The organism is Alteromonas sp. H02 (assembly GCF_059682525.1).
Window position 1 is genome coordinate 2288563 of the sequence record NZ_CM185021.1, and the last position, 12115, is coordinate 2300677.

At 52.1% G+C, this 12115-nt stretch carries 10 protein-coding genes; 3 read left to right on the forward strand and 7 right to left on the reverse strand.

The window, feature by feature from the left end:
* The first annotated feature begins 77 nt into the window (after window positions 1–77).
* Complete coding sequence (locus AC566Q_RS10590; protein ID WP_499616489.1) at window positions 78–1370, forward strand: spinster family MFS transporter; 1293 nt, start codon at window positions 78–80, stop codon at window positions 1368–1370.
* Window positions 1371–1375: 5 nt separating this feature from the next.
* Here AC566Q_RS10590 and glgC read toward each other — a convergent pair whose 3' ends face one another.
* A complete protein-coding gene (glgC, locus tag AC566Q_RS10595; protein WP_499616492.1) occupies window positions 1376–2650 on the reverse strand; it encodes a glucose-1-phosphate adenylyltransferase in 1275 nt (424 codons plus the stop codon).
* Window positions 2651–3217: 567 nt separating this feature from the next.
* On the opposite strand from glgC, the gene AC566Q_RS10600 reads away from it, so the two are divergent.
* Both AC566Q_RS10600 and AC566Q_RS10605 read left to right on the forward strand, forming a co-directional pair.
* Complete coding sequence (locus tag AC566Q_RS10600) at window positions 3218–3751, forward strand: SRPBCC family protein (protein ID WP_499616495.1); 534 nt, start codon at window positions 3218–3220, stop codon at window positions 3749–3751.
* A gap of 130 nt (window positions 3752–3881) precedes the next feature.
* On the forward strand, window positions 3882–5057 hold the full coding sequence (locus tag AC566Q_RS10605) for an MFS transporter (RefSeq protein ID WP_499616497.1): 1176 nt from the start codon (window positions 3882–3884) through the stop codon (window positions 5055–5057).
* Window positions 5058–5081: 24 nt separating this feature from the next.
* Here AC566Q_RS10605 and AC566Q_RS10610 read toward each other — a convergent pair whose 3' ends face one another.
* Genes AC566Q_RS10610 through AC566Q_RS10635 form a run of 6 tightly spaced genes read right to left on the reverse strand, consistent with a single transcriptional unit; the run spans window position 5082 to window position 12008 of the window.
* Window positions 5082–5999 carry a hydroxymethylglutaryl-CoA lyase gene (locus AC566Q_RS10610; protein ID WP_499616500.1) on the reverse strand — a complete coding sequence of 306 codons (918 nt, stop codon included), beginning with the start codon at window positions 5997–5999 and terminating at the stop codon, window positions 5082–5084.
* Window positions 5992–7968: an acetyl/propionyl/methylcrotonyl-CoA carboxylase subunit alpha gene (locus tag AC566Q_RS10615; RefSeq protein WP_499616502.1), complete on the reverse strand. Its 1977-nt coding sequence runs from the start codon at window positions 7966–7968 to the stop codon at window positions 5992–5994. Before AC566Q_RS10615 ends, AC566Q_RS10610 begins: the two co-directional genes overlap by 8 nt.
* A 3-nt stretch (window positions 7969–7971) precedes the next feature.
* The gene (locus AC566Q_RS10620; protein WP_105935870.1) at window positions 7972–8772 is read right to left on the reverse strand and encodes an enoyl-CoA hydratase/isomerase family protein; all 801 of its coding nucleotides are present in this window, start codon (window positions 8770–8772) and stop codon (window positions 7972–7974) included.
* Between the two features lie 9 nt (window positions 8773–8781).
* Window positions 8782–10389, reverse strand: coding sequence for a carboxyl transferase domain-containing protein (locus tag AC566Q_RS10625; RefSeq protein ID WP_499616505.1), 1608 nt, complete (start codon window positions 10387–10389; stop codon window positions 8782–8784).
* Between the two features lie 41 nt (window positions 10390–10430).
* The gene (locus AC566Q_RS10630) at window positions 10431–11600 is read right to left on the reverse strand and encodes an isovaleryl-CoA dehydrogenase (protein ID WP_499616508.1); all 1170 of its coding nucleotides are present in this window, start codon (window positions 11598–11600) and stop codon (window positions 10431–10433) included.
* Between the two features lie 3 nt (window positions 11601–11603).
* Window positions 11604–12008 (reverse strand): MerR family transcriptional regulator, encoded by a 405-nt coding sequence (locus AC566Q_RS10635; RefSeq protein ID WP_499616510.1) that lies wholly within the window; start codon window positions 12006–12008, stop codon window positions 11604–11606.
* Between the last annotated feature and the right edge of the window lie 107 nt (window positions 12009–12115).

Sequence of the window (12115 nt, forward strand, 5' to 3'; positions counted from 1 at the left end):
TGGCCGCGTTGCGACTTATTCTTAATGATATTCCGCCATAAGTCTGCTTGTTAATGTATTTGTATCACAGGTGATGTGTGAACCCTAATTCTGTTACCCCCACTGAAAAGCCTGATCGTTATCGGTATTACGTATTGCTGATGCTGACGCTGGTGTACGCGTTTAATTTTATCGACCGTCAGATCATTGGTATTTTATCTCCGTTTATCAAACAGGATTTAGGGCTCGATGATGCGCAGCTGGGTTACCTCAAAGGGATCTATTTTGCGGTGTTATATACGGTAATGGGCATTCCGGTGGCCTGGCTGGCAGATCGCTACAGCCGGGTTAATATCGTTGCCGTATCGTTAAGTTTATGGAGTGGCTTTACCGCTCTGTCGGGCCTGGCGGGCAACTACCTGCAACTGGCTTTGTGCAGGATTGGTGTGGGGATTGGCGAAGCCGGCGGTACGCCACCTGCGCACAGTATGATTGCTGATCTCTTTGCCCCGAAAGAGCGGGCCACGGCCATGGCGCTTTATGCGCTTGGCATTCCCTTTGGCATTATGCTGGCGTATCTGGCCTCAGCTTATGTGCTCAGCGGAGGCCAGGCTAACTGGCGTTCGGTAATGATAGCAGTGGGGTTACCCGGCATTGTACTGGCTATTGTGCTTAAACTTACTGTAAAAGAGCCTGTTCGCCAGCAAACCGAACAAGAGCGGCAGCGACCCCTGCTCGATAGTCTTGTTGAGCTGCTTAAAACGCCGAGTTGGTGGGGTATGGTACTGGGCATTACGTTGTCGTCGTTTGCTAACTATGCCGTGATTGGCTGGCAGATGGATTACTTCGTCCGGCGTTTCAGCGAAGTGGACATTGTCTGGTTACTGGTAGTGTTTGGCGTTATCAACGGTACCTTGTATGCCATTGGCGTGTGGGCTGGTGGCGTTATTGCCGATAACTGGGGTCGTAGCAATCCTGGCGCTTATGCGCGCCTGCCAGCCCTGGCGCTATGCGTTGGTGTGCCGGCTTTTATGCTGGCTATTCACAGTGAAACACTGTGGGTGGCGATCGCTGGTTTTACCTTATTGCAGGTCACCAGCGGCACTTATTTCGGGCCGTGTTTTGCCATGGCACAAACGCTGTCACCGGCCAATTGCCGGGCCATGTCTACCGCGTTATTTTTCTTTGTTCTGAATCTGATTGCGCTTGGCGGTGGGCCAACTTTTGTCGGCGTGCTGAGCGAGCATTACGCGGCGAGTCTGGGTGAACTGAGAGGGTTGGTAGCTGCACTTGACTGGCTGGCTATTCCGTTTGCGTTATCAATACTCGTGTTTGGCTGGACGTCGTTACGGTTGCCGCAGGACCTGGCTAAGCGCCAGGTCCACGGGTAGAAGTATCAACCTAAGGCGGTGCCGCCCACTGGCTGACCAAGCATTTCGCGGGTTACCAGCACCACGCCTTTTTCGGAGACGCGGAAGCCGCGGCGACGGTCTTCTTCATGATCGTAACCAATGACGGTACCTTCAGGAATAACGCAGCCGCGGTCAATAATGACCTTGCGCAATTTACAGTGACGCTTGATTTCCACGTCTGGCAGGATCACGGCTTCCTCAATCAGGCCATAAGAGTGGACCCGCACATTTGAGAAGCACAGTGAGCGACGCAGGGTCGAGCCGGAAACAATGCAGCCACCAGAGACCACCGAGTTGATGGCTTCACCGCGGCGGTCGTGGTCTTCCCAAACGAATTTCGCTGGCGGTAATTGCTCCTGATAAGTCCAGATTGGCCATTTACGATCGTACAAATTAAGCGCTGGAACCGGCGCTACCATTTCCATATTGGCTTCCCAGAAAGAATCCAGCGTGCCCACATCACGCCAGTAAACATGTTCGTTTTCACTGCTTTGGAAAGGATAAGCAAATACGTCGTGGTCTTTGATAATGCTGGGTATAATGTCTTTACCGAAGTCGCGCTCAGAGCCTGAGGTTTCGGCGTCACGCGCCAATTGCTCAAACAAAAATTCTGTATCAAAGACGTAGTTACCCATAGAAGCCAGACATAAATCCGGTTCGTTAGGCACCGGGTCCGGGTTAGCTGGCTTTTCGGTAAAACCTTTAATGCGATAGTCTTCATCGACCGACATGACACCAAATGCGCCGGCTGCTTCTTCCAGTGGCACCTTCATACAGCACACCGTCATTTTGGCACCGGTTTCGACATGGCGGGCCAGCAGGTTGGCGTAGTCCATACGATAAATATGATCGCCGGATAAAATCATCACGAATTTAGGCAATTCATCACGGATAATATCGATGTTCTGAAATACCGCATCGGCGGTGCCTTCGTACCAGTTTTCCGAAAAGCGCTGTGACGCAGGCAGAATTTCCACTGACTCGCCCAGTTCCTTTTTAAAGTGCCCCCAGCCACGTACCAAATGCCGAATCAGCGAGTGAGACTTATATTGGGTGACAACACCAATTCTGCGAATGCCCGAATTAATGCAGTTAGACAGCGGAAAGTCGATGATGCGGAATTTACCGCCAAAATAAAGTGCAGGTTTGGCCCGCCAGGTAGTGAGTTCGTGTAATCGTGACCCCCGGCCACCGGCGAGGATTAATGCATAGGTATCGCGGGTAAGATTACTGATATAACGAGGGCTCTTGTCGGACATTCTGTTTCTCCATCGACGCGCTGTGTGGTAACGGCTAATGCCGGCCGGTCTGAACGACCGTATCCAATTTTTTAAGGATAGGGTATTTGTAATTAAATTACATTATTTTTCACCATCTTACGCCTTGAATAATAAATGCTCAAGCGGTGTTGGTGTAAATAAAGATTAATTTAATTGTAGCAAAACCGTTAATCGTAAATGAGAGCCTGTGCAGACAAAATCACTGACCGGCATTATTGCAAAACGGTTGTTTAACGTGGTTACATCGAAAAGGTGAATTCCAGTGCGTTCAGATTATACTTTAAGGGCTACCGTTACCCGCTTATGGGTCATTTTTCGCGTTCAATAAGCCATCGCACTATGTGACATGAAACCAAACGCTGCACGTTGCAAGATTAATAGTTTATTGGTGTTACGACGGTTTTATCGACGAGTGGTGCTGTTAAGGTGGTCGCTTATTGAGTGATAACCCTTTATTTGATTTAGTTCAAACAAAAAAGGTTGTTAAACTCTCATTTTGTTAAATTAATGTTATAATTGGCCAAGGTGATTTCAACGGGAGACAATATGTTGGGCAGTAAATGGTTTATAAATCTGTTTATTGTGGCTTTTTTAGTCATTCTGACCGGGCTTTTCCTGCCAGATGAATTTCACATTGAGCAATCCATCGAAATAAATGCCCCCGCTGATAAAGTCTATGCTGCCATTGTAGATTTACGAAAGTGGGAGCAGTGGGGAACCTGGTTCCAGAAGGATAGCAATGCTGTTATTACCTACGACGGTCCGGATCGCGCCATCGGTATGCGATCCCGCTGGAGCAGCGAAATTATAGGCCGCGGCAGTATCGAAATTACCGCTTTGCAGTTTAACCGGCAACTGATTTACAGCGTGAACAATGAGACGCAGGGCATAAAGGCACATGGCGAAATGCGACTTAAACCCCAGGATAACAGCACGATGTTGATCTGGAGCAGTCGGGGTAATGTTGGAATCAATATAATTGACCGCTATAAGCTGCTGTTTTTTGATGACAAACTCGGCAAAGATATTCAGGTGGGCCTGGAAAACATCAAAACCCTGGTTGAGAATAGGATTGAATAGCTGCGTGCTGTTAGCCTTTAGTACTGTTGTGCCTGTTTGGGGGATCTCAAATCTGGCTTTCGGCGTATACTACAGCCAAATCAATTACTAAGGCGGTCGAAAGGGGGGCTTTCAGACCGGGGACTGCGCTGTGAACTCTGCTAAACTCCGCTTAATTGCCAGCCTGGCCAGCACTAAACTCGCCGATCTGCTTATTTCAGCTAAAACAACCTTACCGGCCCTGATGTTGGCCCTGGGTGCGCCTGCCTGGATGATTAGCTGGCTGGTGCCGATACGTGAGTCCGGAGCCTTGCTTCCTCAGGCCGCCATTGGTGTGGTGCTGCGCAACTATCCGGCGCGTCATCATGTCTGGCGGTTGGGCATGATCGTGCAGTCGTTTTCCCTGTTGGCTATTATTCTTGGCGCTCTCTGGTACGAGGGCATGACCGCCGGCTGGTTTGTATTGGGCGGTTTGTGTTTGCTGAGTTTAGGCCGCTCGGCTTGCTCGCTGACCATGAAAGATATTCAGGCGGATGTGGCGGATAAAGGCGATCGGGGAAAACTACTTGGCATAGCGTCTACCACCTCAGGCGTACTAACGTTAATTATCGCCGTACCGCTGGTGTATTTTGCTGACCAGCTGGGTGAAACTCTGATCTTTGGTTTGCTCATCGGCGCGGTCACCGCAATGTTACTCGGCCTGTTTATTTTATTGCCGGTAAAATCCTGCGTCGAGGCAGACGAAGATGAACGGCAGGGCGGTCACAGTTGGTGGGATTTCGATGCCGTGGTGTACAAGTTTATTGTGGTTCGGGGGCTGTTTGTTCACAGCGCTCTGGTAGCGCCTTACTTTATGCTCGAAACCGAGCAGGAAGCGTCCAGCCTGTTACCGTTTTATCTTGGCGCGCAGGCCGCAGCAACCATGCTTTCTTCGTTTATCTGGGGTAGCGTGGCGGATTATAGCGCCAGGCTCACCCTGCAACTGGCCGGTGTGCTGGCGCTTATTGCCTGTGGCGGTTTGTTATTATTGCCGGGTCATTCGCTGTGGATTTCCGGCGGCTTGTTCTTTGTGCTGGCCGTGGCCCATACTGGTGTACGCACAGGCCGTAAAACCTATAGCCTGGATGTGAAAGACGGCCAGCAGCGCACCGAACTGGTGGCCTTCAGTAATACGGCAATCGGTATTATTTTGCTGGGGTTTGGCGCACTCTATGCGGCGCTCAAGTCAGCCTTTGACATCAATATCGTCGCTACCATGGCGGTAATGCTGCTGGTCGGCATTGGCTTAAGTTTTATTTTACCAAAGGAAAAACAGCAACCGGCCTGATAGACAATCAGGCCGTCATTCTGCTCACATAACGTTATGATTTTTAGCCAGCAATGCCCGCATTGTCCGGGAGGCTGGCTCATGGTTAAGATGGTCGAATATTTGTGTCGACGCCGCTACTAACGCATTAATATCAACGCCGCACTCAATCCCCATGCCGTTTAGCATATATACTACGTCTTCGGTGGCGACATTGCCGCTGGCACCGGCAGCATATGGGCAGCCGCCCAAGCCTCCGGCGGCCGAATCAATCACGCTGATACCATGCTGTAAGGCAACCAGAATATTGGCCAGCGCCTGACCGTAGGTATCGTGAAAATGCACCGCCAGTTTCGATGCGGGGATGGTCTTCAATAAGGTGCTCAACAAACGCGACGTCTGTCCCGGCGTGCCGGTACCTATGGTATCGCCCAGAGAGATTTCGTAGCAGCCCTTGTCGAGCAGTGTCTGGCTAACCGCCAGCACGGCATCCGGCCTGATAGCGCCCTCATAGGGGCAGCCCATCACGCAGGACACATAGCCGCGAACCCGCAGGTTATGCTGGCGGGCTAAACGGAAGACCGGTTCAAAACGTTGCAGGCTTTGCTCTATGGAGCAATTAATGTTGCGCTGGGAAAAGCTTTCAGAGGCGGCGGCGAATACCGCAACTTCATCAACGCCTGCCTCGATAGCCGCCAGCATGCCTTTTTCATTAGGCGTAAGGGCACTGAAGGTGGCGCCTGAGTTCTGCGGTAGGCTGTTAAACACTGCTGCGCTGTCGGCCATTTGAGGCACCCATTTAGGTGACACAAAACTACCGGCTTCTATGCGTTTTAGACCAGCGCGCAAAAGGCCGTCTATAAACGCCAGCTTCACCGGCAGTTCGATCACCGAGGCTTCATTTTGTAAGCCGTCACGAGCGCCAACTTCTACAATGCTGACCTGGCTGGGATAATTACTCATCAGCGACAAACTCCAGCAGGGCTGCGCCGCCGTCAACCATATCGCCAGCCTGATAATAAAACTGTGCAACTTCGCCGTCGGCCGGGGCCTTGACGTTGTGCTCCATTTTCATTGCTTCCAGGATTAGCAGCGAAGTGCCTTTAGTTACCTTACTGCCAGGCTCGACCAGTAGCTTAACCACGGTACCGTTCATGGGAGCAACACATTCATTTTCGTGGGCATCTTCATGCTGGCCGAAATCTGGGCGCTGCAACGTAAAGGGCAGGGCGCTGGCACCGTCAAACAACACCCAGCCGTCAGCGCTGTCCGGGCAAACCGTATAGCGGCGCTGGTAATTATCGACAGTCAGGTTGAGGGTTTCATTATGCCAGTCGCCACTTACCTGCCAGTGATCATCCTCGCAGGTGACGCTGAGCTGACCATCATTCGCAGTGACCAAGAGCAGATAGGCTTTACCCTGACACTGCACTGAAAGATAGTACTGGCGCTGATGATTTAAGCGGAAACCTTTGAGCCCTTCATCAGTCAGTGGCGCGCTATCAGACTGCATGGTTTTAAACAGGCAAAACGCCATAGCGGGCAGATAATCGGTGTTAAACGCCCTGGGCACCAGGGCCTCACTGTGCTCGGCGATAAAGTGAACGGTTAATCTGGCTGCAGCGAAATCGGCGTTTTCCAGCACCCGGTGTACATAGGGTAAATTGGTGGTCACGCCGGCAACCCGGGTTTGTTCCAGGCAGTTGAGCATTTTTGCCAAGGCTTTTTCACGGTTATCGCTGTAAGTGATGAGCTTTGCCAGCATGGGGTCGTAATGTACGCTCACCGTATCACCTTCGGTAAAGCCGGTATCGACCCGCACGCCATCGCCCTCAGCCGGAAAACGTAAGCGTTTAAGCAAACCGGTGGAGGGTAAAAATTCATTATCCGGATCTTCGGCGTACAGCCTTACCTCAAAGGCATGGCCGCTACAGCGCAATTGCTGCTGCGTTTTTGGCAGGGGCTGACCCGCGGCCACCGCAAGCTGCCATGAAACCAGGTCTTCACCACTAACCATTTCCGTTACCGGATGCTCAACCTGCAGGCGGGTATTCATTTCCATAAAATAGAAATCATCGCCATCGAGCAGAAATTCAACGGTGCCGGCGCCCACATAATTAATAGCTTTGGCCGCGGCGAGGGCACTTTCGCCCATCTGCTGACGCACGGTATCGCTAATGCCCGGTGCCGGTGCTTCCTCAATAATTTTCTGATGGCGGCGCTGCACTGAGCAGTCACGGTCGAACAGGTAAACACCGTTACCGTGCTGATCGCAAAAGACCTGAATTTCCACATGGCGGGGCTCGGTTAAAAACTTTTCGACCAGCATCAGGTCGTCGTCAAAACTGGCTTTGGCTTCCCGTTTAGCAGCGTCCAGAGCCTCCTGAAAACCGGCTTCGGTTAACACCTGACGCATGCCTTTACCACCGCCGCCGGCTGCAGCTTTAAGCATCACCGGAAAACCAATCCGGCGGGCCTCACTAAGTAAATACTCAGCACTTTGCTCATCGCCATGATAGCCGGGCACCAGCGGAACGCCGGCGTCTTCCATAATTTGTTTAGCCCGGGATTTAGAGCCCATGGCTTCAATGGCACTGGCCGGCGGACCAATAAAAATAATCCCTTCCTGTTCACAGCGTTTGGCAAAGGTGGCATTTTCCGACAGAAAGCCGTAGCCCGGATGAATGGCATCGGCGCCGCACTGTTTGGCCGCCGCTATGATTTTGTCCTGCACCAGATAGCTCTGACTGGCCGGGGCAGGGCCAATCGCAACGGCTTCATCGGCCTGTTTAACATGCATGGCATGCTGGTCGGCTTCAGAATACACCGCTACAGAACGGATATGTTGCTGACGTGCCGTGGCGATAATCCGACAGGCAATCTCGCCACGGTTGGCAATCAGTACTTTTTTGATGTTGTTGGTGACTGACATGACTTACTCCTTTGACCCTGCTGGTAACCAGTTTGGCGGACGTTTTTGCAAAAAGGCGTTAAGGCCTTCCTGACCCTGCTCGGATACGCGGATCCGGGCAATCCAGTCGCTGGTGAGCGCGCGCATGGACTCATCAACAGGCTGGCCGGCCACGGTATTCACCAGTAGCTTTGACTGGCTGACGGCTTCAGGGCTATTGCGGCGCAGTGTATCGGTAAGTTGTTCGATGGTGGCATCGAGCTGGTCTTCACTCACTGCTTCGCTGATCAGACCCAGACGACGGGCACGGCGGGCAGTAAACACTTCGGCGGTCATAAAGTAACGTTTAGCAATGCGCTTGCCCATGGCTTCGATAACGTAGGGGCTGATGGTGGCCGGGACCAGGCCGATTTTAGCTTCGCTTAAGCAAAACTTGCTGAGCTTGCAGGCGATGGCGATATCGCAACAGGCAATCAGGCCCACCGCACCGGCGTAGGCCGCACCCTGAACCCGGGCAATGGTCGGTTTAGGCAGGGTATACAGGGTATGTAACATGGTAGCCAGATTCATGGCGTCGGCGCGGTTTTGCGCTTCGGTGTAGCCGGCCATTTTCTGCATCCAGTTTAAATCAGCACCGGCACTGAAGTTTTTACCGTTACTGGCCAGTACTACTACCTTCACGGCAGGATCGTTACCGGCGCGCTCAAAGCTGGCGGTTAGCCCGGCAATCATGTCTTCATTAAAGGCATTGTGTTTATCGGCACGGTTTAGCGTAATGCGCCCCACGCCTTGTTCGTTAACCTCATATAATACGTGTTCGGTCATCATTTCCCCCTACATTCTGAATACGCCAAACTGCGTATCCTCGATGGGTTTATTGAGACTGGCGCTTAATGCTAAACCCAGCACCTTGCGGGTATCCGCCGGATCGATAACGCCGTCGTCCCACAAACGGGCTGAGGCATAGTACGGGTGGCCTTGTTGCTCATAGCTGTCGATAACCGGCTGTTTGACTGCCTGCTCATCGGCATCAGTCCAACTGGTGCCGGCACGTTCGGCCTGGTCTTTTTTCACCTGGGCCAGTACGCCTGCGGCCTGTTCGCCACCCATAACGGAGATCCGCGCGTTGGGCCACATAAACATAAATCGGGGATCGTAGGCACGCCCGCACATGCCATAGTTACCGGCACCAAAACTACCGCCGATCAGCACGGTGAGTTTAGGGACGTTGGCGCAGGCTACGGCAGTGACCATTTTGGCGCCGTGTTTTGCAATACCGGAGGCTTCGTATTGTTTACCCACCATAAAACCGGTGATGTTCTGCAGAAATATCAGCGGGATCTTGCGTTGGCTGCATAGCTCCACAAAATGAGCGCCTTTCTGGGCTGACTCGCCAAACAGAATGCCGTTGTTAGCCACAATGCCTACCGGCATGCCATACAGATGCGCAAAACCACACACTAAAGTGGTGCCGTAGCGGGCTTTAAACTCATCAAAGTCGGAGTCATCGACAATTCGCGCAATCACTTCTCTGACATCAAAGGGCTGGCGCAGATCCTGCGGCACGATGCCGTACAGCTCGGCGATAGGATAACGCGGTGGTTTTACCGCCTGATTCGCGGTGGTCTCCGGCTTCTTACGATTTAAACGGGCTACCGCGTTGCGGGCAATGTCCAGGGCGTGCAGATCGTTATTAGCCAGATGGTCGGCAACACCGGATACCCGGGTATGCACATCGCCGCCGCCAAGCTCTTCGGCACTGACTTCTTCGCCGGTAGCCGCTTTAACCAGTGGCGGGCCCGCCAGAAAAATAGTGCCTTGCTCTTTCACGATAATGCTTTCATCGGCCATAGCCGGCACGTAGGCCCCACCAGCGGTGCAAGAGCCCATAACGACCGCGATTTGCGGTATGTTCATCGACGACATTCGCGCCTGATTAAAGAAAATACGGCCGAAGTGATCGCGATCCGGAAATACCTCATCCTGACGGGGGAGGTTAGCGCCGCCGCTGTCTACCAGATAAACGCAGGGCAGGTGATTCTGCTCGGCAATGGTCTGGGCGCGCAGGTGTTTTTTAACGGTTAAGGGGTAGTAGCTGCCGCCTTTCACGGTGGCATCGTTGGCCACCACCATACATTCACTGCCGTGAATAAGACCAATACCGGCTACTACGCCAGCACAGGGTACCTCTTCGCCATACACGTTATGGGCGGCCAGCTGACCAATTTCAAGGAATGGTGAGTCCGCATCGAGTAGCGCATCGATACGCTCACGGGCCAGCAACTTGCCCTTGGCTTTATGCCGGGCCACGTATTTTTCGCCACCACCTTTTACTATGGTCGCGATAGTAGTTTGCAGATCATCCACCACTTTCTGCATGCCTTGTTGGTTTTGTTTATAGGCATCGCTTTGTGGATTAACCTGACTGGTGAGTACAGGCATAGTGCCTCCTCTGTGTCCTGTCGTTAGTAAGGATTGTTGGTTCAGGCTGATTCTTTAAACAGCTCCCGACCAATCAGCATGCGGCGTATTTCTGAGGTACCCGCGCCAATTTCGTACAATTTGGCGTCGCGTAGCAGGCGGCCGGTAGGAAACTCATTGATATATCCATTGCCGCCCAGTAGCTGAATGGCATCGAGGGCCATTCTGGTAGCCAGCTCAGCTGAGTAGAGAATTGCGCCAGCAGCATCTTTACGTGCTGTTTCGCCGCGATCACAGGCTTTTGCTACCGCATACACATAGGCGCGCGCGGCGTTCATCTGGGTATACATATCGGCCACTTTGCCCTGCACCAGCTGAAACTCACCGATGGACTGGCCAAACTGTTTGCGGTCGTGAATATAGGGTACGACCACGTCCATACAGGCCTGCATAATGCCCAGCGGGCCGCCGGATAACACCAGCCGTTCGTAATCGAGGCCGCTCATGAGTACACGGACGCCGCCGCCTTCTTCGCCGAGAATATTTTCGGCCGGTACTTCGCAGTCTTCGAATACCAGCTCACAGGTGTTGGATGAACGCATGCCGAGCTTGTCGAGCTTTTGCGCACGGCTAAAGCCGGTGAAGTCACGTTCGACAATAAATGCAGTAATCCCTTTGGGCCCGGCGCTGACATCGGTTTTGGCGTAAATCACAAAGGTATGGGCGTCGGGACCATTGGTGATCCACATTTTGTTGCCGTTGAGGATGTATTTATCACCGCGTTTGCGGGCGTTGAGCTTCATGCTGACGACATCGGAACCTGCGTTGGGTTCACTCATGGCCAGCGCACCAATGTGCTCGCCGCTAACCAGCTTCGGCAGGTATTTTTCGCGCTGGGCGTCATTGCCGTTTTTGAAAATCTGATTCACACACAGGTTAGAGTGAGCACCGTAGCTCAGGGCAATACCGGCAGAGGCGCGGCTGATTTCTTCCATTGCGACAGTGTGAGCCAGATAGCCCATTTCTGAACCGCCGTATTGTTCGCTGACGGTGACGCCAAGCAAACCCATGTCGCCGAGTTTTGGCCACAACTGGTTGGGAAAGGCATTATCTTCGTCGGCCTGGCTGGCTAATGGGGCGATTTCATTCAAGGCGAACTGACGAACATGCTCGCGCAGCATGTCGATGTCTTCACCGAGATCAAAATTTAATGTGGGGTAATGTGTCGTCATGGCTTAACTACCTCTTTTTTGTAAGTCGGCCAGTTCGTCGCGGCAACGCTTTTCAACTTCATCCAGTTCATTCATGAGCATCTGAATATCGTCGAGCTGTTGGCGCAGGATGGCGCGTTTTTGTTCTGTCATCTGTAACATGGCTTCTAGTTGCAGCATGGAGTTGGCGTTGCTATCGTAGAGTTCAAACAGGTTCTTGATTTCAGCTAACGAGAAGCCCAACCTCTTACCACGCAGTATTAGCTTTAACCTGACCCGGTCTTTGTTACAGTAGATACGTGTTTGCCCGGTTCGCTCGGGACTTAATAAGTGCTGTTCTTCATAAAAGCGAATAGAACGGGGTGTAATATCAAATTCTTTAGCGAGCTCACCAATAGAGTAGGTTACGTCATTATTTTGATTGGTCATTGCCGGTATCCTTTATGTCACCTACTTTCAGGTGTGATAACTGTACTGGTAAAATTGATTTACGTTAACGTTAGGGTTAGGTTAAAGTGAATTTAATGTAACATTTA

Coding starts and splice junctions, on each gene's coding strand:
- glgC (WP_499616492.1), bottom strand. CDS start 2,650: ATGTCCGACAAGAGCCCTCGTTATATCAGTAATCTTACCCGCGATACC.
- AC566Q_RS10600 (WP_499616495.1), top strand. CDS start 3,218: ATGTTGGGCAGTAAATGGTTTATAAATCTGTTTATTGTGGCTTTTTTA.
- AC566Q_RS10620 (WP_105935870.1), bottom strand. CDS start 8,772: ATGACCGAACACGTATTATATGAGGTTAACGAACAAGGCGTGGGGCGC.
- AC566Q_RS10610 (WP_499616500.1), bottom strand. CDS start 5,999: ATGAGTAATTATCCCAGCCAGGTCAGCATTGTAGAAGTTGGCGCTCGT.
- AC566Q_RS10625 (WP_499616505.1), bottom strand. CDS start 10,389: ATGCCTGTACTCACCAGTCAGGTTAATCCACAAAGCGATGCCTATAAA.
- AC566Q_RS10635 (WP_499616510.1), bottom strand. CDS start 12,008: ATGACCAATCAAAATAATGACGTAACCTACTCTATTGGTGAGCTCGCT.
- AC566Q_RS10630 (WP_499616508.1), bottom strand. CDS start 11,600: ATGACGACACATTACCCCACATTAAATTTTGATCTCGGTGAAGACATC.
- AC566Q_RS10615 (WP_499616502.1), bottom strand. CDS start 7,968: ATGTCAGTCACCAACAACATCAAAAAAGTACTGATTGCCAACCGTGGC.